This window comes from Winogradskyella sp. Asnod2-B02-A (genome assembly GCF_045063645.1).
Taxonomy (GTDB): Bacteria; Bacteroidota; Bacteroidia; order Flavobacteriales; family Flavobacteriaceae; genus Winogradskyella.
Genome location: NZ_JBEFOG010000027.1, coordinates 1,628,993 through 1,655,985, shown reverse-complemented (window position 1 = coordinate 1,655,985; position 26,993 = coordinate 1,628,993). Strand labels below are relative to the sequence as shown.

Below are 26,993 nucleotides of genomic sequence, written 5' to 3'. Positions count from 1 at the left end.
AAACCTTTTATGGTTGAAAAGTATCTGTTCTAAATGGATATACTGGCAAGTTTTTTTCATTAACCAAATTTACTTCTGGTACAGCTGTAAAGGCATAACGAATGTATTTAGGTTTTGATAATTGATTAGAATGTAATACGACTGTTTTTCCTTTTATTTTGGCATTGGCCCAAAACCAATTTTTAGAATCATCTGCTAACCAAAAGCCAGTCGGTGCTTTTCCATCTTTTGTTTTAAGCTTTTTAGCATGGTCAAAATAAACGACTACTCTATTCTCTTTTATTTTTGCTTCTTTAAATATGGGACCACAGGATTTAGAATCTGATTTTGAAATTTCATCCATTGCCAATAAAGCCAAGCGCTTACCAATAGGCAATTTATCTTTTGGGTGTACGTCCTTAACATCACCTAAATCAATTGTATTTACTACAGATGTATTGGGCAACTCAAGAACTTTCAATTGTGACTCACGCATCCATGCCCACGAATGCGCATTAGGGCTTTTTGCATTCATCTCTGTCTCTGAATCTAAAATCTTTCCGTAACCAGGTAGCATAACTATCATAAAGTGCATGTCATCGTTATTCCAAGATTTTCGATACGTTTTAATCCATTCTTTCAGCGTTTCTTCATACTGAAGCATACCAGTATTCCGATTCTTTTTACCATGCATTGATTGTGTATTACTTTCTCCTTGATACCAAACTAACCCTCTACAAGCATAAGGAATTAATGGATGTATCATCGCATTGTAAAGTATATTTGATTGCCTCCGCGCAAAAAGATTATCTTCTCTGGACCACGGTACCGGACCATTTTTAATGGTTTTTATTCTGTTTTTAGTTTTACTATTAGTATCAAACGCATCCATCATCGCTTTAAAATGAGGCAATGTTTTGGTCATTTCTCTTGGCATCCATCCTTCTATAGATGAGCTTCCCCAAGATGTTAATATAATACCCACGGGAACATTGGCAGATTTCTGAAGAAAATAAGCAAAAGAAAAAGCTACGGCACTATTTGGTTGCTCATTTACCCATTTGCCTTTACATCTAGCTTGAGGTTTAAATGCTACGTTGTTTTCTACTTTAAAACTTCGAATATGAGAAGCTTTGGGTATCAATGCCTTAATTTCAGGAACACGGTCAACTTCCATTTCCATATTAGATTGACCAGAACATACCCATACATCGCCAACTACAATATCTAAAATCCTTATATCATCTTTATTTAAAGAGGATGATATAATCATTGTTTTTGGTTCAAAACTAGCTTTTAAAGCAGTTAAATCTATACGCCATTCACCATTAGAATCTACAATAATACTTTTTTCTGAATTTGCAAACTTAACGGTAATGGTTGCTCCAACCTCAGCTTTTCCCCATACAGGAATAGATTGATTACGTTGCAAAACCATATGGTTTTTAAAAAGAGAAGCTAATTCAAATGTGATTCTAGCTTCCCTTTTTAAAATAGACTCTGTTGGTACAGAACAAGAATTATTTGCAAACAAATAAGTGCTAAAAATTAAACCAACACATAAGATTAAATAACTTAACCTTTTCATTTAATTATTAATTTTTAGACTTCTTCTTTTTATTTTTTGCTTTCTTACTTCTATTAACAGTTCTTTTTTTCCATAAAATAATATCATCCATATCATTTTCAGAAAACTCCCCTTTGGTACTTCTTCCTGTTTTTATATCCAATTCCAATTGCTTTAAAAGTTGTTCCGCAATTTCAGGATGTGTTGTATATAAGTTTGTGGTTTCGGCAGGATCATTTTCCATATCATATAATTGCGCAACAGGCATAGTATCTAATGTAGGATCATCTTCTTTAGGAGTACTCCAACCTCCTGAACCTCTTGCTAATAACAATTTCCATTTTCCTAGTCTATACCCAAAATGGCCACTTATGGAATGATGAATAACTCCAGCTCTAGTACTATTAATAGCTTCCCCGTGTAATGCTGGTAAAAAACTCACACTATCTTCACCACTTTTGCTTGGCATAGCAATATCTGTTATTTCAGAAAACGTAGCGAAAATATCGGTTAAGCAAATTAAATCATTGTTTGTGCTGTTAGGTGCTATGTTATTGGGCCATTTTACAATAAATGGTATGCGATGGCCGCCATCCCATAAATCGGATTTTGAACCACGATAGCCTGCACTTACTAAATGACCTTTATTTGCAAGTCCTTTGATATTTGCAGCTCTAGAGGCACCGTTATCACTAGTAAAAATTACCAATGTGTTGTCTGATAATCCATTTGCCTTAAGCGCATCTAAAATAGATCCCACAGTGGCATCTGTTTGCATTACAAAATCAGCATAATTACCAAGTCCACTTTTGCCTTGCCATTCTTTTGAAGGTACAATTGGTGTATGCGGAGATCCTAAAGGCACATATAAGAAAAATGGCTTACCATCTTTATGCTTTGCTTGTTCGTTAATATACTCTACAGATTTAGTTGTTAAACGAGGTAGCATATTAATTTCATCGTCATGAATAATTACTTTGTCATTTTCTATAACTGCTTTCATACTTCCAGCGTGGTGAAAACCATGATAATAATCAAATCCTCTATGAATAGGTCCATCTGGTATCGTTGCACCTATAGGAGGTAAGTTTCTCCCTTTTTTGCGAATGGTTGTTTGCGAAATAGAATCAATATATTGAAAATTCAAATGCCATTTTCCAATGATAGCTGTATGATACCCTTGGTCTTTAAGAAAATTTCCAATTGTTGGTCGGTCTTCTTTAATTAAATCTGGAGCAAAACCAGATACGACGCCACTTTGTAATTTTGTACGCCAGCTATAACGTCCGGTCATAATACCATATCGTGTAGGTGTACAAACAGATGCTCCAGCATGTGCATCCGTAAATGTCATCCCTTCTTGGTTTAATTGATCTATATGAGGGGTTTTAATTTTACTAGTTTCTGGTGCTAAACTTTGTACATCACCATAGCCTAAATCATCACAGACTATTAGAACAATATTAGGTTTCTTTGCCTTTTTTTGGGCATTAGAAGACCAAGTAAAGATGCTTAATAGCAAAACAATTAATCTTAAGCTATTACGTTTTTGTTTTTTCATGGTTATATTAATTTAGTATTGTTGTGAAATAAAATTTTTTAAAGGAATCTTTATAGTATTGTATTCCGTTTATTTTAAATAAGAAACAAAATAATCTATTGTTGTTTTGATTATCGATTCTCGTGTTGGATTAATGTCAGCTCCAACTTTTCTCCAATTATGACCTGCGTTTTTTACAATTAATGTGGTTACAGGTGCACCAACCTCATTCGCTTTTTCTGCCATATAATAAGCGTGATTTACTGGGATGGTAGTGTCCTTATCGCCTTGAATCATTAATAACGGAGCACTGTTTTTTTCTAAATAATTAATCGGACTCATTTCCTTATATAGCGCTAATTTATCTTTAGGTTTGGTATCTGGTTTTGTTATTCTAGCACCAAATCGATCTTTAAAATTGGGGCTATCATCATGATTAAATAAACTGATATCTTCAAAATCGCAAGGACCGTACCAAGATCCTCCAGCGACCATGTTATATTTGTAAGAAGCCAAATCAGGATCGCCTTTTAAAGTTTCAGGTGAGCTTAATAATAGCATTTGGGAAATTTGACCACCAGCAGAGTCTCCAAAAGAGAAAAACTGATTGGCATCAATGCCTAATGTTTCACTATGTTTAGACAAATAACGCATAGCATCTTTACTGTCTATTACGCAGTCTCTCATGGTCGTATTTCCGTCTTTTTTCCAAAGTCTGTAACTCACGGATACCACACAAAATCCTTTTTCTAAAAGTGCCGTATGCACAGTTTTAAAAGAAGCATTAGCTGCTCCGTGTCTGCTACCGGTTGTCCATCCACCTCCATGTGTGTATATCACTACGGGTAATTTCTCTCCTTCCTTTGACGTTTTAGGATAATAAATATCTAAGTATAAATCCTCTTCTTCGGTAACTTTATAAAGCACATTTAACTTTCTTTTTCCTTCTGTCTTTAGATATGGAACTTGCTTGTTTGCCGAAAATTCTTCAAAGCTAACTAGGGCATCTCCGTTACTGTCCAATAATTTATTTAAATTTTTCCATAGGCGTTTGTTGTCATCCTCTGTAAATTGACCGTCTTTGTTTACATCTAATCTTTCCCAAGTTTTGTTAATGTAAACATCACGATACGCTCCGTTGGATTGATCCTCTGATTGCGCAAATCCTTGTAAAAAAGGAAATGTGATACCTAGAATTACTAATGAAACATTAAAATTAAATTTTCTAAATCTTGTCATAACTCTGCTGTATTCCTATTTATTACTATACCCTTGACTTTTATAGGTCTCTAAAAGTTGTTCTAATTCTGCTACAACTTCAGGATGTTCATTATAGAGATTATTCTTTTCTTCAGGATCATTAATCATATCGTATAACGTCCCAGGAGTTTCGTTAGGTTTTGGTTCTATAGATTTTGGCTTTGTAAAACCACCTGAACCTAATTCGGGAGTGTATTTCCACTTGCCTTTTCTTATGGAGAACATGCCGTAAATTGAATGATGTACCACGGCTTCTCTGATTGGTGTCTCTATATTAGATGTATAAGCAGGCCAAAGATTGTAACTATCTTCAGCTCCTTTTTCTACGTTAGGTTGATTTAATACACCAGATAAGGTAGCAAACAAATCTGTTGTACACATGAGTTGATTCGATTCCAATCCTTCAGGAATGACACCTGGCCATTTTGCAATATAAGGGACTCTATGACCTCCCTCATAAATATCGGCTTTTTGCCCTTTGTAAATATAATTTGCACGATGCGCAAATTTTTCTTTATCTCTTTCGGTCCAATTAGAGCCGTTATCAGAAGTCACAATAATTAAGGTGTTATCTAGTTTTCCTGCTTTTTCTAAGGCAGTAACAACTGCACCAACAGCATCATCTACCATAGTAACATAATCACCATAATCGCCTGCTTCAGATTTACCTACAGCATCACCTATTGGTAACCAAGGTGTATGAGGTGCTGTTAACGCAAAATAAAGGAAGAAAGGTTGGTCTGTATTTTTTTGATCATCAATAAAAGAAACCGATTTTTTTGTAAAATTGTCTAAGACTTGATCAAAAACAAAATTAGGTGCTTTTTCCCCTGGCCTCCAACTAAGACCGCGACCCTTTCTTTTTACGTTTGTATATGCTGTAGGTAATTCTACAGCTTTTCCATTTTCGATATATAAATAAGGAGGGATGTCTAATGATGCAGGAATGATATACGAATAGTCAAAGCCTAAATAACTAGGGTCTTTTATGGGTTTACTAAAATCTACATTGCTAACTCCGTCTTTTGCTTTTATAGTCTTATCTCCATCTTTTGGTTGCATATCTATACCTATGTGCCATTTACCAATGCAGGCCGTTGTATAACCATTACTTTTAAGATAAGAAGCTACTGTTGGCCTGCTTTCTTCTATTAAGGCAGGTTTATAACCGTTTAAAACACCTCTTTTTAGTGAGCTTCTCCAGGCATAACGCCCTGTAATGATGCCATATCTAGTAGGTGTACACACTGAAGAATTTGTGTGTGCATCTGTAAAATGAACTCCTTCTGATAGCATTTTATCCATGTGTGGAGTTTGAATTCCGGATTCTGAATTTAAAGCCGAAAGGTCTCCATAACCCATATCATCGGCTAAAATGTATACGATATTAGGAGTTGTGTTTTTAATAGGAACTTCTTGCTTTTGGACAGTCGCATTAGACTTACAGGATGTTACTAAAACTGATATGAAAAGAAATTTTAATATGTTCATTCGTTCTTTTAATATAATTATTGTTGCTTAAATTATTTTTTTAAAGCAAACTTTGCTTGAGGCCATTCTCCTAAAATAGGGTCGTTTTCTTGAACTTTCCCAGGCGTACTTCTACCCTCTTTTATTTGTTGGATTAGAATTGCTTTTAATTCCTTAACCTTTTCAGGGAATTGATCAGCAAAGTTATTTCTCTCTTTGACGTCCTTTTTTAAATTGTATAGAATTTCTTCCGCAGTAACATCTTTATGTATTTTTGTTTCTCCAGAGGCCATAATACCTGAGTTTGGAGATACGATTAATTTCCAATCTCCTTTTCTAATCGCAAAAACACCATACTTGTCATGATGAATAGTGGCATCTCTTAAATAATCTCCTTCATTGGTTAATAAAGGCATCATGCTAAAACTATCTTCTGCCTCATTATCCTTAAAATCATAATCGATAATGTCTGCACATGTTGCCATAAAGTCTGTAGTACATATGGTGGCCTCTGAAACCGAATTTGGTTTTATTTTTCCTGGCCATTTTACTAAAAATGGGACTCTGTGACCTCCTTCTAAATAACTTCCTTTATAACCACTATAAATATAACTTGGACTGTGTTTTTCCTTTTTTAAAGTTTTTAAATCGTTAGTGGTAGCAAAACCGTTATCGCTAGTAAAGATGACTAATGTATTCTCGTCAATGCCTTGTGCTTTTAATGTTTCAAAAATACGACCCATTAAATCATCTATCATGATTACAAAATCGGCATAAGGACTTTTAATGTCGCTTTGACCTTTCCATGGTGCAATTGGTAACACTGGATTATGTGGAGAAGGCAAAGGAATGTACATAAAAAAAGGTTGGTCTTTATTGGCATTTTCCTTAATGAAAGCAATAGATTTATCTACAACATTTGGTAGTACGTCTTCATGTTTAAAATCATCCGCAATATCTCCTCTAATCCAAGTGGCATATGGTGATTGTTTTTTGGTTTGAGCCGAAATTCCTGTTGGTACCATGGTGGCCTTATTATTTTCTATATACACAAAAGGTGGCATGTTTAGGGATGCTGAAATCATATATGAATAATCGAAGCCCATATCATTAGGACCAAACTTTAAAGGTTGACTATAATCAATAGCCTTAAAATTCAAGCGATCTGATGTATCTGAAAAATGATCAAACTCTTTGCTGTTGTTTTTCATCGTCCAGTTTAAACCCAAATGCCATTTTCCAATACTTGCTGTTTTATAGCCTTTATTTTTTAGCATCTGTGCCACTGTTAATCTGTTTTTCTGAATTAAACTAGGTGAATTTCCCCAAGTCACAAATTCTTTTAAAGGCGTACGCCAATTGTATCTTCCAGTTAAGATGCCGTATCGTGTTGGTGTACACACAGAAGAAGAGGTATGTGCATCTGTAAACTGCATACCTTCTTTACCCATTTGATCTAAATGAGGTGTTTGTATTTTACTGTTTTCGTTATAAATACTTAAATCACCAATACCCAAATCATCTGCCAAAATGTATATGATATTTGGCTTTTGGGGTTTTAGTTCTTCTGTAGTATCATTATTATCAAAACTGGTAAGCATAAAAAGTGATGCCAATAATAAGCTACTAATTATAAGTATTTGAGTTGTTTTAGTTTTCATAATTTTATTTAATTATTTTTTAAAGTCACTTCTATAACGTAACCAAGTGCGTCTTTAGGCACTCCTGTTATTATGGTTTGTAATCCGTTTTTATTCTGATTCCAACTAAGGATCTTATCGCTTCCTAATAGTTTTACCTGTTCAATATCTCCTTCACCCTTTTTTAGTGATTTTATTAAGATATCTCCTTCTGTTTGGGTGAGTGAAATAACATAAACTTTATTTTCTTTAGCAGTAAACCAAAAATCTTTAGATGTAAAATCTCTTTTGAAACCTTTGGCAGCTCTATGACCTGTGCCATCTAATAATGTTTCTTCTTGTCCTTCGTTTGGTGTTTTCCAACGGGTTGTTCCGTAAACAGCATCTGCATTTTGATGAATCCATTTGCCCATGTCGCGCAAGTTTTGTGCACTAGCTTCTGGTACGTGTCCTTTTCCATCAGGACCTATATTTAATAGGTAGTTTCCACCTTTAGATAGAATATCTACAAAATAATACAGCAATTCTTTTGGACTTTTCCAGTCTTCATCATAAGATTTATAACCCCAAGAATTATTCGTAGTACCACAAGTTTCCCAATACTTTTCTAACGTTTCGGAGGCCGAAGGAATCTTATTATCTCCGGCATCTAAATAATCTCCAAACTCCCAGCCAACTCTTCTGTTTACCAATATATTTGGATTTGCATTGTACACCATTTTGTAAAACGTAAAGGATTGTTCTTCAGTTGTAAATCCTTCACCATCAAACCAAATTAAACGTAACTTTGGTAATAACGCAATAAGCTCTTTAATTTGCGGATAACTTTTAGAGGCATAATATTCGGCATGTGTATTTGGACTTGGATCCCACAAATTTTTACCAGAACTATGAGTATAGATTCCTAAGGAATCATTTACTTTTTTTACGTTAGCGTAGTTACCATCACCTCCATCATTCCAGTCGTTTCCATGTGAATAATAAACACCAAAATCTAAACCTTCGGTTAAACAAGCTTCATATAATTCTTTTACAACATCGGCTTTGTAAGGCGTTGCATCTACCATATCGTATTCTGAACTCTCAGAATCAAACAATGCAAAACCGTCGTGATGTTTAGAGGTAATCACTACATATTTCATTCCAACATCTTTGGCAAGTTTGGCTATGTTTTGCGCAAAAGATTTATCTGGGTTAAACGTTTTTGCGAGTTGGGCATATTCATCCCTAGGAATTTGAAACGCATGCATTAACCATTCTGCTACTTTTGGTCCTGGATATGGAGCATCGTTAATTTTAGTCCCTTTCCAAATTCCACCTGCCTGAGAATATAATCCCCAATGTATAAACATACCAAGTTTTGCCTCTTTAAACCATTTAAGCGCTTCTTGTTTTTCATTAGATTGATGCATGGTTAACCATTCGCTGTGATATTTACCAGAACCCACTAAATTTTTATAATGCGGCACCAATCGTACTTGATTAAAATTGGCTTCTGTCTCTATAGTTAAAACATGTTTAGCTGAGATATCCTTAATTTTAATTGGCTTCTTGAATTCTGAAACTATTTTATGGTTATAAGTGGTGTAATCTTTTTGAAAGTCTCCCTCTAACTCCTGATCATCTATCGTAACTTTAGCCACGGATGAATTTGTTGGTAAAGCATCAAAAACAACTTGTACGGAATAATCAATTGGGTGTGTGACTTCAATATCCCAACTGTATGTATTTCCTTCTTTTACACCATCTGCCTTATTTAATAATGCCCAATTCATAGTTTGGTCAAAAACCTGACTTTCAGATTCATTTGTCTTTTCTTTTTGTACACATCCATACTGTGCCAAAATGGGTACAATTAGTAAACAAATAATTCTTAAATTAGTTTTCATCTTAAATATAGTTGTTGTTTACTTTCTTTCTAGTTTTCTGTTGCTATGGTATTATACGCTTCAGCTGTCATCCAAGTTAAATCATCCCAATACCCAGTATCATTATTCTGATAAACCCCTTTAGTTGTGCGTCCGCTAGCAATAATGACATTTATTTTAGCTGTTAAATCCTTTACTTTTTTAGGGTGTTTCTTTGCTAAATTTGTCTCCTCGCTTGGATCATTATCTAAATCATATAATTCAATGCCTTCTTCTTTCTTTTTAGATGGTAAAACCAATTTCCAGTTGCCTTCGGTAATAGCATACCTGCCAATTTTACCATTATCTCCTCTATTTATAAGAGGTAAGCGGTTATATGTACTTTGAGTTGTTGTTAAAACTGAAGCAAAACTTTGACTATCTTCACCTGCATTGTCTGAAATATCAACTCCTAATAAATCCGCAAAAGTTGCTAATAAGTCAACTTGTCCTACAGGTTTATTCCATGTACGACCAGATTCTTTAATTCCATTTGGCCAACGCACTATAAATGGCACGCGGTGACCGCCTTCGTAAACCGAACGTTTTCCTTCTTTTAATCCTCCTCTACTGTCATGATTAAATTCTTCGATACGTTTACTCCAAGATTTTTCAGGACCATTATCACTGGTAAAAACAATCAATGTATCATCATCTAGTCCTGACTCTTTTAAATAATTTAAAATTTGTCCAATATGATAATCCGTCTCTATTACAAATTCACCATAAGCACCTGAATCTCCTTGACCATGAAATTCTGGTAATGGAGCTACAGGATAATGTGGAGATGTATATGGTAAATACAAGAAAAAAGGTTTATCATTTTTAGCATCACCTTCTACGGTTTTCATCCAATCAATGGCTTTCTCTGTAAATTGAGTTAGACATTGGTTATCCGTAAAATCTGGAGCAACCTCAAAACCAGGTTTTCCTAATTTCTCTTTTGTCTGTTCGGGAGTTGTATCATATGGTGGCATGATTCGATAATCTACATGCCTATCATTTTTCTTTTTATTCGTATATTCTGTTGGAGGAACTTTGGCAAATCTACCTTCAAACCAAGCCAGAATACCAAAATTTAATGAGGCTGGTACTCCATAAAAATAATCAAAGCCTTTGTCTAAGGGCATATCTTTTATAGGCTGTGACCAATCTCTGTTTTGAGGAGTTCCAGGAAAATCCATTCCTAAATGCCATTTGCCCACCATTGCTGTATTGTAACCTTGATTTTTTAAAAGTGATGCCAATGTTTCTCTTCCATCTTCTATTAAACATGTGGCTTCAGATTTCATCACACCATTTTTAAGTGTTGTTCTCCAACTATAACGACCAGTTAACAAGGAATATCTAGAAGGTGTACATACTGAAGAAGCACTGTGCCCATTTGTAAAGGCAATCCCTTCATTTACTAAACGGTCCATGTTTGGTGTTTTAAATTTAGCATCTTTATTTAAAGTGCTTACATCTCCATAGCCCTGATCATCTGTATAAATAACAATGATATTTGGTTTATTAGATTCTTGTGCGCAAGCTGTTGCTATAAATGTCAAACTTACATAAGACACCAACATTAAACATCGTATTAATATATTTTTTAATCGCTTCATTGCTATAATGATTTTATAATAGCATCTAAGCTAACGCCTAATGTTGCTTCTGCGATTTTACTTAATTCTTGTTCTTCTCCTTGTAAATGAATAGTGGTTTGAATATGAACCATCGTTTCATTTGGTTTTAAGGCTGCTGCTGGCGACGACGTTTCTAACTCATAAAATGGTCCCATCGGTGGAACTCCTGGTTCTGGAGAACCATCGTTATAAGCATTTAATACATCTCCTGCAAAGGGTTCTTCTTGGTGCTCCCATGCTGAATTCACATATCCATGGGGCGCTTCTTGGGTATTATAAGTGATTAAAGTCAAAACTTTACCTAAGGCGTCATAGCTTCCTGCAATTCCTTTTGAGCGTTTTGAGTTGACTCCAATTTTACTCCGTTTGGTCCCATCTCCCTTAAAAAACAAAATATTTTCTTTTACTTCTAAATAGTCTTTAGGCACCTTACCAAAATAGGTGTCATTTACTGTTTGTCCTAAAATGGCTTCTTCTCCATCTTTAAAAGGAATAATCATAGTCGTTTCTGACGATGGTTTATACATCCCTAACATCCAAATAGAAGGTAAGCCCGTTTCTGGTATCCATGGTTGATCACCAATATTTGTAATTTGATTATTGGTTTGATAACCAACAAACTCAACATTTGCTGAAAATTTCTTTTTTATTATGTTTTCAATGGATGCTTTATTTAAAATAGAAATGGAACGTCCAATACCCATTTTAAAAATTGTTCCACTTTTATTTATGAGTTCACAACGGTGTTCAAACGTCGCCGAATGATCTGTATGAGAAACCAAGGTAAAAGCCTCTGTATCTATAACAGCTGGAGTTTTCCAGTTTGAAAATTCAAAATCGTCTTCTGGTTTAAAAAAGAGCGAAAACTGACCGCCTTCAGGACCTAACCAAAAACGCTCTTCACCTCCAAATACATAAATCTGATTTTCTAAGCGTCCTTTACGTTCTTCTTTTGATAAGAAACCAGCTTCAATAACTTTTTTGTTAATCCAACCAAAACCGTCGCCTTCATTTACATTTGTAGTGCTCGTCATAACACGTCCTTGAAATTGAGGGGCAATAACTACAGCACTCTGACCTTCTTGTAAGACCATAATATTTGTATGCTTTTTAAGAAAGTTAAGATCTTTAGAAAAACCGTGGTCTTTTTTCATAATATTAATTATAGTTTTAGAATACCAGTGTACTTGTAAATTCATTAGAATCTCAAAATCGTTTTCTACGAAAAAGAAATTTTTAAAGATTACTAATTTGCAATTTCTTTTAGATTAACCTCATATCTAATTCAACCTAAAAGATATCTCTTTTAAATAAATGGATCATTTTAGATGAACTAGAAATCATTACATTTTACTTTTTTAGTTTTTTTCAGCAATCCCACTTTTCGGACTCCAATAAGGTATCCCTTTTGTATCTAGTTGCTTATAATACCTTATGTGAAGCGGATGTTCCTTTACTCTTTTTCTGTTTTCGTTTACCATAAGTGGAATAGAATTGGTCCACCATTCATTATAAGGTTGTTCAAATTTAGTAATCACATCAGGGTTTTGTGCAGCCACATTTTCACGCTCACCAGGATCGCTAATAACATCATACAATTCCTTGTTATTTACAAAACGCCATTGCTGACTTCTAATCGCCATTTTAGTGTATTTAGCTTCATTAACCATTCCTGTTTTCCAACGTCCACAATGTGTAAACATCAAACGATCTTTCCAAGTTGTCGTTGTATTTTCTAACAATGGCAATAAGGATAAGCCTTCTAAGGGTTGCATCGATTCTGGTAGTTTAACTCTTGCCAATTCCGTAAAAGTTTTATATAAATCTACATGCGCTGTAAGCTGGTTAATATCTTTGCCTTCCGTTAAAACACCTTTCCAATAAAAGAAAAGCGGCACGTGATTTCCACCTTCATTTGGCGAGTTTTTTCCACCTTTAAGGTTGGCATTAAAGTGCTTTACGTTTTCCCCATTTAAAGTTCCTCTTAAATGTGTTGCTCCATTATCTGTAGTAAAAATAACTAAGGTGTTTTCTAAAGCATTCCATTCTTCAAGTTTACGCATCAATCTTCCAAAATTGTCATCAATATTTTCAATCATACCATATCTGCCTGCAGTCCCTTCATCATATCCTAATTCTAAAAATCGTTTTTTGTAAGCTTCAGGAGCAACCAAAGGTGCGTGAGGTGCATTTAAAGAGATATAGGTAAAATAGGATTGTTTATGATCTATCTTTTCTTTGGACCAAGACAAGGCAGCATCAAAAAAAACATCGGTACAAAAGCCTTTGGTTTTTACAATGGTTTCATTGTGAAGTAAGATATTATCAAAATAAACATTGTCTTTATTAGGTGGAAAATCACCTAAACTCACTTGTCCAATGCCACCAGCTCCATGCATCAGTACTTCATTAAATCCTCTGTTTTGTGGTAAATACTCCTTTGCATCTCCCAAGTGCCATTTACCAAAAAGTCCGGTTTGGTAACCTGCAGACTGCAACGCTTGAGGTAGCGTGTACACCTCTAAAGCCATGCGTTCGCGATCTAAAATAGTATGGGTAACACCTACTCTAAATTCATGACGACCACTCATTAGAGCAGCTCGAGAAGGAGCGCAAGTAGGACTTACATGGTATTCTGTAAAACGTGTTGATTTTTGATAAAAAGCATCAATATTGGGAGTTTTTACAACTTCATTTCCCATACAAGAAAAATCTCCCATACCTTGATCATCCGTCATTACAAAGATGATGTTAGGTTTACTGTTTTTAAGATTTTTTGAATTTTCTTGTGCGTAATTAATTTGAAAATAAAACAGGAAACACAAGCAACAGTTGATAACTACATTTTTCATGATTCCTATTTTTATATTTAACTTTTAATTACTTTACTTTTTGAAACTCGACTTTTTCCATAAAAAGATTATAACTCTATTAAAGACCTCTTATATCTTTTCACTTCCTTTAAAAGCTTAATTCTTTTTTTTCTTTTTCTTTTTATTTTTTTTCTTTCCTTTTTTAGGAGTCTTTATTAACTCATGAAATTTACTTTTCACCATAAATCTATTTTCATCGATAAAAATAACTCCACATTCATGTGCATCTTTTGGTACATTAAAAGTGTATTCTAATTTATCTTTACTAGACTCTAAAGGTACTTCTATGTATGTTGTGTGTAATTTTTTCTTTCCAGTAGCACTTGGTTTATCAGAGATTTTAATAAGTGCATAACTTTCAATTACATTAGATTTTCCTTTTTCTAATTGAATAGAAACTTTACGAGAGTTTGCATCAAAAACATCATTCACAATAACTGGAATAGCGGCTGCATCCTCTTCGTTTTTAAATTTAGAAGGATCTTTATATGGCAGCTTAGCATCGTAATCTTTTAGATACTTTTCTAGTTTAGCAGCTAACTTATTAACAATTTCAGGAGATTCTGCTGCAATATCATGTTGTTCTTCTAAATCATATCGCTTTCCATCTTTATACAAACGATGCAATACATATTTACCAGAATTAAAGTTTTTATACAATTTATAGTCTCCAGATCTAATAGCCGATTGGTTTTTAACATCGTCTCCATAAGGATAGTGCCACCATAAATCTTCTCTAGGTTTTCCTTTGCTATCTTTTACATCATTTTCGTTATTTAACAAGACATTAGAAATATCTAATCCGTCTAAATCATCACTATATTTAGAAGGTATTTCACTATTGGTAAGGCTTAAAATAGTTGGATAGAAGTCTAATTGATTGATTAAAACATCTTTTGTTTTTTCCTTTGGAATATTTGGTCCCAAAATAAGCATTGGGACTCTAATACCACCTTCTTCGCTATATTTTTTCCCCTTGTCTAAAGGAGCATTATCCGACATTACTTCTGCTTTACGAGTTTCCGCTCCACCATTATCAGATGAAAAGATAATATAAGTCGTTTCGTATAATTTTTTTCCTGGATTTCTAGGGTCGTCTGTTTTCTTTAATAAATCGACAACACGACCTAAACTCCAATCTAAAGTGGTGACCATAGCACCAAAATAAGGGTTATTCTGGCCTTCTTTAGTCCATTCAGCATCTACTTCTGGAAGCTCTACTCCTAATTTATCACAATAATAGTCTAATAATTTACGATTTTTTGTGTGAATTGGGTAGTGTACCATCCAATGCGCCAAATATAAAAAGAAAGGTTCCTCTTTACTTTCGGTAATAAATTTAAGTGCATTTTCTGTGACTGCATCAGTTGGATAAGAGATTCCTTCAGGAGACTCTTTTGTAAAAGGAAAATATTTTTCTTTACTTAAACGGTATGGATCATTAGCTTCATTTGTTGCAAACGCCGTCAAACGAGTGTCTGGTTTTTTAGGACCTTGATGTGCACCTCTAGATTCATGTGCAAAATCAAAACCTTGATTCGTTGATTTTTGAATCTCAAGATGTCCTGCGTGCCATTTCCCTACATGTCCTGTTTTATAGCCATTCATTTTTAAAGCTTCTGCTATGGTAAAGTTTTCAGGCATTAATCCTGATGGAAAATAAGGACTAATATATTTTTCAGCTCTCTGAGCCTTAGGAATTCCTCCTCCACTTACATTTGTTATGCCTGTTTTAGCAGGATGTAATCCACTTAAAAGTGCAGATCTCGAAGGCGCACAAGTTGGAGCTGGAGAATATGCATTTGTAAAATTGATGGCATCTTTTGCTAATGCCGCAATATTTGGTGTATCCCAAGCACAAGGTTCGTCTAAATCATTTAATTGTACATCTTGCCAACCTAAATCATCCGCATAAAAAATGATGATATTTGGTTTTATTAATTTAGAATTCTTTTGACTATACATTGTATTGGATACAAATAGTGATAAGAACAATAAACCTAAAAGATTTGTTTTGTTTTTCATCTTAAGTATTTTAAATTTTATTTGTTTTTCTTATTTCTTATTTTTTTTAGATTTTTTAGTTGATTTTAAAGCATGAAATTTACTTTTAACCATAAATCTGTTTTCATCTATAAAAATGATACCTGCTTCTGTTACTCCAACTGGAAGCGTTAAGGTATATTCTGAGGTCTTTTTATTAAATTCTCCTTCTAATTTTGTAAAAGGTTCGTGAACTTTTCTATGTTTTCCATTTTTCTTAACGGCATGTAAATCTTTGTAAGATATCAATCCATAAAACTCAATAACTTTAGAACTCCCTTTTTCTAATGTAACCGTAATTTTACGTGATGAAGGGTCAAAAGAATCTGTTTTAATTTTTGGAATAGCAGCTACATTTTCTGGTTCTCCTTTTATTTTTAAAGGATTTTTATAAGGGAATTTAGCATCGTAATCTTTTAAATACTTTTCTAATCTTGTAGATAAATCTTTAACAATCTCTGGAGACTGTTCTGCAATATCAAATTTCTCTTCTAAATCTGCTCTTTTACCATCTTTGTACAAGCGGTATAATTCATAATTACCTTTTACATGGTTTTTATACAATTTATAATCTCCCGCTCTTATTGCAGATTGCATTTGAAATTCACGATTGTGAGGAAAATGCCACCATAAATCTTTTCTTTCTATTCCCTTTTCATCTTTAATAACAGCATCAGTATTTAATAATACGTTTGAAATATTTAATCCATCTAAATCTGAACTATACTTCGTTGGTATCTTACTATCTGTTAAACCTACTATTGTTGGGTAAAAATCTAATTGATTTACCAATCCATCATATACTTTTCCTTTTGGTACGCTTGGTCCATAAATTAGCATTGGTACCCTAATACCTCCTTCTTGAGCATATTTTTTTCCTTCATCTAATGGAAAATTATCTGTAACTATTTCTTTGCCTACATGTTCAACGGCACCATTATCCGAAGAAAAAAAGATATAAGTAGTTTCGTATAATTTTTTACCAGGATTTCTAGGGTCATCTGTTTTCTTTAGTAAGTCTACAACACGTCCTAAACTCCAGTCTAAGGTTGTTACCATAGATCCAAAATAAGGGTTTGTTTGACCTTCTGTAGTTACAGGGACATCTTTTGTTGGGAAATCAATTCCTAACTTATCACAGTAGTATTGTAATAACTCGCGGTTTTTAGTATGAATTGGAGAATGAACCATCCAATGTGCTAAATATAAGAAGAAAGGCTCGTTTTTACTTTCACCAATAAATTTAAGAGCATTCTCAGTAATTTCATCATATGGATATGAAATTCCTTCTGGAGATTCTTTGGTAAAAGGAGGATATTTTTCATCACTTAAACGGTAAGGATCATTCTTTGCTTTTGTTGCAAATGTATTCAAACGATTGTCTGGTTTTTTAGGTCCTTGATGTGCTCCTCTAGATTCATGAACAAAATCAAAACCTTGGTTTTTTGATTTTTGAGAATCGTCATGTCCTGCATGCCATTTTCCAATATGTCCTGTTTTATATCCATTCATTTTTAAGGCTTCCGCAATTGTAAAATGTTTTGGAAACAACCCTCCTTCAAAAAAAGGCGATATATAGTTAGCGCTTTGTTCTGCGGTAGGCATTTGACCTCCAGCAACGTGTGTTACTCCTGTTTTGGTAGGATGCAATCCACTTAAAACAGCACATCTAGATGGAGCACAAGTAGGTGCAGGAGAATATCCGTTGGTAAAGTTTACAGCATCTTTGGCTAATTTTGAAATATTAGGCGTTTCCCATGGGCTTGGTTCATCCAAATTATTTATTTCTGTATCTTGCCAACCTAAATCATCAGCATAAAAAATAATGATATTGGGTTTTACTAAATCCTTTTTTTCTTGACTAATTCCATAATTAGAAAAGAACAATAAAATTGCTAGAGTTGTTAAAAGTGATTTCATTTTATATGTATAAATAATTTAGTGTTAGTTTATTTCCAATCTAATTGGGCTGTTTTGTTTTGTATATCTAAGGTAACGTCTAAATATTCAAAAGACCTTGTGTAAATGTAGCCTTCACGCACGGCATAGCCTTTTGGTGCTCCTAGGTTTTTCTCATACTGCGGAAACGTTTTAAGCCAAACCGCAGATTTTTGAATATCATAACCATCATGTGGATAGACATAACTGTATTCCTCAGCGCAAACAAGAAAAATAGCCAATAGATAATCTAAGCGTTCTGTAAAATTTTCATTTATAGTTACTTTTTTTCTAGCATCATCAATACCTGCTTCAGCATTTTCTAAACCTTTACCAATACCAAGAGACATCGCTATGACACTGCCTTCTCTTGCTGATTTTTGAACAGCCTCAATACCTTTTGCTAGGTAATCTTCATAAGTCATGCCAAAACTTTCATGTTCAAAGCCTTCTATGTAAGAACCATCAAAGAATTTTAAGTATTCCCTTCCTGAATCTTCAAATTCTGGTCGCACACGAAGAATATTTGCAATTAATAAGTTGTCTTTTCCTATTTGAGCGTCTAAATCTGCCATCATGGATAAATAGCCCGTTTTAATAGCTTCTCGTTTTTCTTCTCCAACACGATTGTTAAAAAACATAGGGACTAAAACTTTAATATTAGCATCTAAAAACACCCCATCAATAAATGGGCTTTCGGTAACTTTTTTCACATGGTTTAACCAATATTCGCGAACATAGTCTTCAGAGATATCAAAGAAGCCCGTTCTACCGTTTGGCATCAACGCTTTTTGTCCTTTAGTGTTAACTAATAAAGCTTCGGGATGTTTATATAAAAATTCTTCATCTTCAGAATAACCTCCCCAATTTATAACTACATTTTTATAGTAAAGTATTTTGGCATCAGGATTTATTTTTTTTACAGCTTTAGCAGCTCTAATAGTACCTATTTCTGTGGATCCATATGCTTTACTTCCTGTTGTTTTTTCAAAGGTTATTAAAGGGAATTTTGAAAGATAGGTGAGTTCCTTTTTTGTAAATGCTTCAGATTTACGCAGATGCATATACAAAGGCATTTTATCCCAAGAAAATTCTGGTAATTTTTGTTTTACCACAGGTGTCTCTTGTTTTTGTACTGAACACGCACTTAAAGAAACGGCTAATAAAACTACTAAAAAGGACGATTTAAAACGCATTGTTACCTCTAGTTAATTTAATTGTATTTTCAACTATTCTGTAATTATTTTAAAACAAATAGCAGATTGATTTGGGATGTTTTTAAAATCATATGTAATAGCCAAACCATCTTTGTTTCGGTTCCAGTTGATGATTTCATCGCTACCTAACAACTGTATCTCTTTTATATTCTTTTGTAAAAGCCCATCTTGCTTTAACACCTTAATCAAAATATCTTCTGTTGGTGGTGCTAATAGAAAAGCGTAAAGATTTCCATCTTTTGTGGTAAAACGAATGTCTTTTTCTGAGAATGGCTTTAAATTCTCACCAGCGCGTTTTGTCACAATTTCTAAAGGACCTTCCCCAAAAGTTTCCCAAGGTCTGGTATTGTAAATACCGTCTTGATTAATCTTTACAAAAGCTCCAAAGTCGCTAAGCATTTTTATTTGATTCTCAGGAATCGTACCATCGCCTTTTAACGCCAAATTAATCATTACAATACCATTTTTACTGATGGCATCAATAGCATTACCAATTAAAACATTTAAAGACATTTTGGTGAAAGCATCTTTTCTATAAAACCAACTTCCAGATAAATCGGTTGCCCATATCCACGGCTGTTTTTGTTGTTCACCAAACATCCCTCGTTCTAAATTATAAGTAAATGCAGCTTTGTTCTCTTTTGCGTTTTTAAAAGATAAAACAGTGGTTTGTTTGCCGTTATTCTCTTTTAAATCTCTATTTAAATACTCTGAAAATAGTTTAACACCCAATCCTTTTCCTGTTTTTATAGACGGATAAGGAGAATCGTTATTAAACATATCTGGATCATATTTTTCTATTAAATCCCAAGACCGCTTGTACCAATGTTCGTTCCAACTATCTTGACTAGCGAATTCTTTAGTGTCATAATCCATATTAAAGAATTCCCATTCTGGTGTGCCTTCTTTTTGAAATTTCCGAGCCGTTCTAAAAAAGCGAGGAGACCAATATAAGTGAGTAGATACTCCAAATTTTAAATCATGTTTGTAAGCGGCATCTTTCCATTCTCTTAGGATATCTTTCTTCGGGCCCATTTTAACCGAATTCCACGGAAAGAAGGAATCATACATGTCAAAATTATCGTGATGCGTGGCCACAGGCATTATAAAACGCGCTCCAGAAGCTTTAACAAACTGTACAATCTTATCGGCATCAAAATTTTCAGCTTTAAAGTCTGCTATAAATTTTTCGTAACCAAATTCTGAAGGAGATCCATAACGTTCCGTATGCCATTTTGTTAATCTTACCGTTCTAAGTCTGTCTGGTTCATTTCTAGCATCATAATCTTCATCACCATACATTCGTCTTCCGTAGTGCGATCCATCTTCAACTCTGTTTTCGTCTATTGAAGAGGGAATTCCCCAATGCATCCAAACACCAATTTTACCATCTTGAAACCATTCTGGAACCTGATAGTTTTCAGCCATAGATTTCCAATTCGCATCAATTACTTTTTCAGCCGACTTAGTTTGACCAAAAACAAAACAAGTACTTAATGTTAAAAAAAGGATGATTGTAAGTTTTCCTATAGACATCTCTGTTCATTTATCGTATATATACAAAGTAACCATTTACTAATTTAGTAACGCTTCTCTATTCCGTCATTTTTTTGCTGTAAAAATTCAAACGCACTGATACCGATTGGTTCTAAACAGGTTTGGTTGAAATGAGAAAATTTTAAAGCGAACTGAGCAAGTGGATTTATCTTATTTGATACATATTTGTAATAACACAAACTAACTCATCATGTCATGAAAAAAAATAAAACTAAAAGCTTATTGTTTTTGATTATGCTCCAATGCTTTATTGGTTTTGCTCAAGAACAAATTATTACAGGTAAAGTTACAGATGAAAATAATATCCCTTTACCAGGAGCAAGTATTATAGAAAAAGGCACAAAAAATGGTGCAACGACTAATATGGATGGAGAATATGCCATACTATTAAAAAATGCTAATGCTGTATTAGAGTTTTATTATTTAGGTTTTAAGACTGTAGAACATTCTACTATCGGAAAGACTATTATCAATGTTAAGATGATAACTGATTCCGAATCGCTAGACGAAGTAGTTATTAATGTAGGAATACGTGCTTCGCATTTAGCTGAAGTAAGAGCTAAAAGACAAGCTGTTACTGTAATAGAAGCTATTACACCAGAAGATATTGGGGATTTTTCAGACACCAACGCAGCAGATGCTTTGCAAAGAGTTGCTGGAGTACAAATAGAAAGAGATGTTGATGGTGTGTCTGGAGACAGAGTTTCTATTAGAGGTATAGGGCCACAATTTGTTGGTGTAACAATGAATGGGCGTACACCAATATCTGCAGGTAATGAAGGAAAGTCTGATTTTAGAAAGTTTAATTTAAATGTTATTCCTACCGAAATCATTTCAGGAGCAAGAATTCATAAGACAACGCAGGCTAAAGAAGTTACAACGAACATTGGAGGTTCAGTAGATTTTCTAACTATAAGACCGTTAGACGCAAAATATAGAAAGAAAAAATATTTTGCTAGTATAAATGTAAGAGGCGCATCTAATACGCCAATTGATGAACTTGATTTTGGTCAAAGATTTTCTGGTGTTTACGGAACGAAAATAAATGATAAACTAGGTGTTGCTCTTTCAGTTATTTATGCTGATGAAGATAATATAAAAGATGAAACCTCATTAAGAGGAATTACTCAAGGTCTTACTCTTACAGATGTAAATGGGACAGTGTATTCTGATGTAATTGCAGCAAGAACCATTAATAATTCATTGTTAAGAACCAATCAAGTGCGTTTTGCAACATCTGCAGCAATACAATGGAGACCAATAAAAGAAATAGATATGGTATTAGACTATACCCGAACGACTGTAGAAGCTAATTCGAATAGACAGCAATTTCAGATAGGTTTGGGTAGTACAGGAGGTACTCAATTGTTAGGGGGAAACCATATTTTTGATGAAGGAGATCTTGATTTTAATGGAAATATATTAACGTATATAAGTCCTTCTTCAGAGGACAATGCTAGGACTACCATTACGAATGCAAATCAATTTTATGATAATGAGTCAACCAATAATATAATTGGCTTAAATACAACAATTACACCAATAAATAAAATAAAAATTATTTCAGATATTTCGTATTCAGATTTAGATTTTTTTCAAAATTTAACACAAATAACTCACAGAGTTCAAGGACGTAACGGAGGATATGACCAAACAAGTTTAGATATTGATTTGAGAGGGAATGTTCCTGATTATGGATTACCTGCAGAGGCTTTTGATCCAGCTTCTTTCGACCTTAATAGAGTTTCACGTAGACTTATTAAAACTAAAGGATATAATTATGCTACAAAATTTGATGTAGAATATGAGTTAGATGAAAATGCAAAAATAACTTTTGGAACTAGATATGCGGTAACTGATTTTGAAGCTAGACAAACAACTTCCTCACATACTGATAGTGATCAATTAAGTGGTCTGTATGGAGGTATTGTAGCGGAACTAAATGAGAGTGGAGCTTACAGTGATCTTTTAGGAGAGATTACAGGTGAAGGTTTTAATGAAGGTAATGTTGCTGGATTGCAAAACGGATGGGTTAAAGTCCCAGGGCAAGCTGTATTAGATTTATTACCTGGATATGCAAATATAGATGGAGGAAGTATTTTTGATTTTGATGTAGATTTAAAAGACGTAGTGGCAGAAGAAAATAATTTAGGTTTTGATGCTAGAAGATCTTATGGTGCGAATGAAGCTAGTACCGATTTTTATACACAAATGGATATTAATACAGCGCTTTTTAAACTACCAGTAAGTTTTAATTTTGGAGTTAGAGCTGTAAGAACACAAAATAAATCAAGAGGATTTAGTGGAGTACAATTTGAAGATGCAGATACTGGTGATGATCTAGATGAGTTTTCAATAGAGAATTTTTACTATGAAGTAGAAACTTCAAGATGGGATGTATTACCTAGCTTTAATGCTAATTTATCATTAAAAAGAAATCTGAAGTTGAGATTAAGTGCTTATAGAGGAGTTTCAAGACCAAAGTTTGTGGATCTAATTCCAAACAATGAGATTACTTTTCTAACTAATATTGATCCTGCAGATGCAGCAGACTTAGCTAATTCGGGATTAAGAGGAACTATTGTTTCTGGTAACCCTGACTTAAAACCTTATACAGCATGGATGTATGATGGTACTTTAGAGTTTTATACTAACAACGGAGGTGCTTTTATTTTTAGTGCTTTTTATAAAGATCTTAAAAATTATATAGTAAAAGCAGTAACACCAGATCAAACATATCCCGGAGAAGAATTATTAGGGATAGCATTACCTGATGGCACAGGAGGTACTGATGATTTAACTGGTTTGTTATTTGATATAACCAAGCCAATAAACATTACAGATGGCCAAATTTATGGCTTTGAAGTAGGCCTTAATCAACACCTTTCTTTTTTACCTGGTTTTGCAAAAGATTTTGGTATAAAAGCTAATTATTCTTACGTTGAAAGTGAATTTGATGGAGATTTAGGGGAACAAGCTGATGGTTTTCCTGGAACAGCTAAGCATAATGCTAATGGAACTTTATATTATGAGCGATCTGGTTTTTCTTTAAGGTTTACGGCAGCTTATAGAGGTGATTACCTGAGTAATTTAGGAGCTATCGGAGGAAATACACGTGCAGATGAACCACACTATACTGAAGGAACCACAACCCTTGGGATTACCGTTAGAAAGAATTTATTAAATAAAAAATTACAACTTAGTGCAGGAGTATCTAACCTTACAGGTGAGGATATTCGCAGGTATCAAGCAGGTGATACTCGAAATTTTTCAGCTTACTATGCTAGAAACCCTATTTGGAAATTAACGATGAGATATAAGTTTTAATAATAATTCTTTAGGATCATTAGGTAGATAATTTTTTATTGATTCTCAAGAATAAAATAAAAGTAAATTTAATAAGAATACATACATATGTTGAATAAAAAAAGATTTATAGTTTCCGTTTTACTAATCTTAATTAGTGTTTCGGCTATGCATTCTCAAGACAAGAATAAAAAGGGAATGGAAGAAATGTGGGGAGAAACCACGGTTACTGGTGACGCTTTAAAAAGTGGAAAAGCCAAGATGTTCGATGAAGGTAACTACGGCATGTTTATTCATTGGGGTTTATTTTCAAATCTAGGTGGTGTATGGGAAGACAAAACGTATTACGGCATTGGAGAATGGCTAATGAGCAAACGTGTAGCAGATATTTCCCCAAAAGATTATATGGAAACCGCAAAAACATTTAATCCTACTGAATTTGATGCAAAAAAGATTGCGCAACTTGCAAAAGATGCTGGGATGAAATACATTATCATTACCAGTAAACATCATGAAGGTTTCGCCATGTTCGATTCTAAAGCGAGTGACTTTAATATTGTCAAAGCAACTCCATTTGGTAGAGATCCAATGCACGAGTTATCTGCAGCTTGTAAAGAATTAGGACTTGGGTTTGGATTTTATTATTCTCATAATCAAGACTGGACAGCGCCAGGAGGCACTAGAGGACCTGAGGTTGACGAGCATGGAAACAAAATGGACTTTAAAGATTACTTCTACAATAAGTGTAAACCTCAAGTTAAAGAAATCTGTACCAATTATGGACAAATAGATTTTGTGTGGTTTGATACTCCAGGAGATATGCCAAAAGAGTATGTAGTAGAATTAGCAGAAATGGTAAGAGAGTTACAACCAAATGCCATGATGTGTAGTAGAGTTGGTTATGGCATGGGAGACTACGCTAGTATTGGAGATATGGAAGTGCCAACAAGAAATGTTGAAGGTCTTTGGGAAACCTGTGATACAAATAACGATTCTTGGTCTTATGCTTGGTATGACAATAACTTTAAAAGCCCTAAGAAAATTCTAGGTCGCGTTATTGAAACCGTAGCTAGAGGAGGTACCTATTTATTTAATGTTGGTCCAGATAGCAGTGGTGCTATTCCAAGTATAGGCATAGAGTTTTTACAAGAATCGGGTCGTTGGATAAAAAAATACCCACAAGTAGTTTATGATGCAGGCAGTTCACCTTGGGGATACGCATTACCTTGGGGAGATATCACCACAAATGATAAATCACTTTATTTATCCGTAAGTGAATGGCCAACGGATGGTAAATTATATTTACCTGGTTTAAAATCTAAAGTGAAGGACGTGTTACTTTTAGATGGATCAGAAAGTAGTAACTTAAAATATGAGATAGAAAACGATTGGTTGGTTATAAATGTGCCTTACGAAGCTCCAGAAGAGTTAATCTCTGTAATTGAAGTTAAGCTAAAAGACGCAGAACCTATTGTAGAAACAAACTTAGGTATTTATCCCAACGTGCCTACAAGACTATTAACCGAATTTGGAAAAGCTGAAGGCGCAGAACAAAAAAATGTCCGTTGGATGGAAAAATTTGGCGAATGGAAACACGCCAATCAGGTAAGTAATTGGGAAGAAGACGGCATGGTCTGTTGGGAGGTTAATGTTAAAGAACCAGGTTATTATTATCTAGATTTAGAATACAAAGGTGAAGGACGATTGGTTTGGAAAACAACAACAGATGAAGGTGTAAAAGTTCAAAACCAGCAAGCAGCAACCGATAAGTATGCCTATCGCAGAATGGGAATTTTAGAATTTAAAACAGCAGGTAATCATATTATAAAAACAACTTTGGTTGAAGGTGATGCACAAACATCTAGTCTAAAATCTATTAAAATTTTACCAATAAAATAATGTAAGTATCATGAAGTTAACCTTTTTACATAAAAGTTTGTTTTTAATGAGTTTGGTAATTGCTCAAGCAACCTTTTCACAAAGCGATAAGCATTATCCAGATTTTAGTTGGGATAAAGTTCCTGTAGCTTTTCATTTTGGTAAAAAAGGAAACCTTTTAACTAAATCTGAAGCAAAATTTATAGCGTCTCATTCTAATTTCACTGTGTTAGAAAAAGCGCATGGTTTTCCAAAATATAAATATTCAGAAGAAGCTATTGCAGCTGATGCAAAAGTGTTAAAAGATTTAAATCCAGACATGAAAGTGGTATTCTATTGGAATGCTTTTTTAGATTATAATATGTATAAAGCGCATGAAGATTATCAAACAAAATCAGATTGGTGGCTTAAAACAAAAACAGGAGATTTAGATTTAAAAGATGGTAAATTAAAGCGCTATGATTTATCAAATCCAGAGCTTAGAGATTGGTGGTCTAATATTGCTTTAAACAATTTAAAGAATGAAAACATAGACGGTGTTTTCTTCGATGCTTTAGTTCAGGTTACAAACCCAGGCAACAAACAATTGTGGGGAACTGAAAAATTTGATTCCATTCAGCAAGGCTTAAAAGATTTAATTAAAGAAACCAGGGCCAAAATTGGTAATGATAAATTAATTGTATACAACGGCATACGCTCCACTCCACTTAGAAATGTAGGAAATAATTTTCCGGATTTCACAGATGCCATAATGATTGAACATTTTGGATTTTTCAATAGCAAAACTAAAGAAAGTATGCTTCAAGATATTCAAGAAATGGAAAAAGCAGGTAAGAGCGGAAAAATTGTAGTGTTTAAGACTTGGCCAGAAAATGCTTGGGTTAACAAAAAGTTTATGGCTAAATCTGATAAAGAAAAGGAAGAAATTTCTAAAGAACATATAACTTTTGCTTTGGCCTCTTTTTTAGCTGGTGCACAAAAACATTCGTATATTATTTATAATTGGGGATATCGCTTAAAAATGGGATCACTTTCATGGTATCCAGAATTCGATAAACCTTTAGGTAAACCTTTAAATGAGATGCAAGTTAATGATTGGATTTTGACCCGAAATTACGAGCATGCTAGTATTTGGGTTGATTTAGAAAACAAGAAAGCAACCATTGACTGGAAAAAACAAATCTAATACC

General features: G+C 34.0%; 16 protein-coding genes. 3 read left to right on the top strand and 13 right to left on the bottom strand.

Annotated elements, in window-relative coordinates:
* Positions 1 to 7 precede the first annotated feature (7 nt).
* The 13 genes from ACJJVO_RS15115 to ACJJVO_RS15055 all read right to left on the bottom strand — a co-directional run bounded on the left by ACJJVO_RS15115 (position 8) and on the right by ACJJVO_RS15055 (position 20,598).
* Positions 8 to 1,567, bottom strand: coding sequence for a sialate O-acetylesterase (locus ACJJVO_RS15115; protein WP_405575604.1), 1,560 nt, complete (start codon positions 1,565 to 1,567; stop codon positions 8 to 10).
* A 7-nt stretch (positions 1,568 to 1,574) separates the two neighbouring features.
* The gene (locus ACJJVO_RS15110; RefSeq protein WP_405575602.1) at positions 1,575 to 3,107 is read right to left on the bottom strand and encodes an arylsulfatase; all 1,533 of its coding nucleotides are present in this window, start codon (positions 3,105 to 3,107) and stop codon (positions 1,575 to 1,577) included.
* Positions 3,108 to 3,176: 69 nt separating this feature from the next.
* Positions 3,177 to 4,325, bottom strand: coding sequence for a prolyl oligopeptidase family serine peptidase (locus ACJJVO_RS15105; RefSeq protein WP_405575600.1), 1,149 nt, complete (start codon positions 4,323 to 4,325; stop codon positions 3,177 to 3,179).
* A 15-nt stretch (positions 4,326 to 4,340) separates the two neighbouring features.
* Positions 4,341 to 5,837 (bottom strand): arylsulfatase, encoded by a 1,497-nt coding sequence (locus ACJJVO_RS15100; RefSeq protein ID WP_405575598.1) that lies wholly within the window; start codon positions 5,835 to 5,837, stop codon positions 4,341 to 4,343.
* Positions 5,838 to 5,869: 32 nt separating this feature from the next.
* The gene (locus ACJJVO_RS15095) at positions 5,870 to 7,477 is read right to left on the bottom strand and encodes an arylsulfatase (protein WP_405575596.1); all 1,608 of its coding nucleotides are present in this window, start codon (positions 7,475 to 7,477) and stop codon (positions 5,870 to 5,872) included.
* 8 nt (positions 7,478 to 7,485) lie between these two features.
* Complete coding sequence (locus tag ACJJVO_RS15090) at positions 7,486 to 9,345, bottom strand: alpha-L-fucosidase (protein WP_405575594.1); 1,860 nt, start codon at positions 9,343 to 9,345, stop codon at positions 7,486 to 7,488.
* A 29-nt stretch (positions 9,346 to 9,374) separates the two neighbouring features.
* Positions 9,375 to 10,970 (bottom strand): arylsulfatase, encoded by a 1,596-nt coding sequence (locus ACJJVO_RS15085; protein ID WP_405575592.1) that lies wholly within the window; start codon positions 10,968 to 10,970, stop codon positions 9,375 to 9,377.
* A gap of 2 nt (positions 10,971 to 10,972) precedes the next feature.
* On the bottom strand, positions 10,973 to 12,145 hold the full coding sequence (locus ACJJVO_RS15080; protein ID WP_405575590.1) for a DUF6786 family protein: 1,173 nt from the start codon (positions 12,143 to 12,145) through the stop codon (positions 10,973 to 10,975).
* 204 nt (positions 12,146 to 12,349) lie between these two features.
* Positions 12,350 to 13,843 carry an arylsulfatase gene (locus ACJJVO_RS15075; RefSeq protein ID WP_405575588.1) on the bottom strand — a complete coding sequence of 498 codons (1,494 nt, stop codon included), beginning with the start codon at positions 13,841 to 13,843 and terminating at the stop codon, positions 12,350 to 12,352.
* A 117-nt stretch (positions 13,844 to 13,960) separates the two neighbouring features.
* Positions 13,961 to 15,889, bottom strand: a complete 1,929-nt coding sequence (locus tag ACJJVO_RS15070) for a sulfatase (protein ID WP_405575586.1) — start codon at positions 15,887 to 15,889, stop codon at positions 13,961 to 13,963.
* A gap of 30 nt (positions 15,890 to 15,919) precedes the next feature.
* Positions 15,920 to 17,827, bottom strand: a complete 1,908-nt coding sequence (locus tag ACJJVO_RS15065) for a sulfatase (RefSeq protein WP_405575584.1) — start codon at positions 17,825 to 17,827, stop codon at positions 15,920 to 15,922.
* Between the two features lie 29 nt (positions 17,828 to 17,856).
* Positions 17,857 to 19,041, bottom strand: coding sequence for a putative glycoside hydrolase (locus ACJJVO_RS15060; RefSeq protein ID WP_405575582.1), 1,185 nt, complete (start codon positions 19,039 to 19,041; stop codon positions 17,857 to 17,859).
* Positions 19,042 to 19,074: 33 nt separating this feature from the next.
* Complete coding sequence (locus ACJJVO_RS15055) at positions 19,075 to 20,598, bottom strand: alpha-L-fucosidase (RefSeq protein WP_405575580.1); 1,524 nt, start codon at positions 20,596 to 20,598, stop codon at positions 19,075 to 19,077.
* A gap of 216 nt (positions 20,599 to 20,814) precedes the next feature.
* Between ACJJVO_RS15055 and ACJJVO_RS15050 the strand changes: the two genes are divergently transcribed.
* From ACJJVO_RS15050 to ACJJVO_RS15040, 3 genes are all read left to right on the top strand, one after another.
* Positions 20,815 to 23,946, top strand: a complete 3,132-nt coding sequence (locus ACJJVO_RS15050) for a TonB-dependent receptor (RefSeq protein ID WP_405575578.1) — start codon at positions 20,815 to 20,817, stop codon at positions 23,944 to 23,946.
* Between the two features lie 87 nt (positions 23,947 to 24,033).
* A complete protein-coding gene (locus tag ACJJVO_RS15045) occupies positions 24,034 to 25,824 on the top strand; it encodes an alpha-L-fucosidase (protein WP_405575576.1) in 1,791 nt (596 codons plus the stop codon).
* 10 nt (positions 25,825 to 25,834) lie between these two features.
* Positions 25,835 to 26,989: a putative glycoside hydrolase gene (locus ACJJVO_RS15040; RefSeq protein ID WP_405575574.1), complete on the top strand. Its 1,155-nt coding sequence runs from the start codon at positions 25,835 to 25,837 to the stop codon at positions 26,987 to 26,989.
* The last annotated feature ends 4 nt before the right edge of the window (positions 26,990 to 26,993 follow it).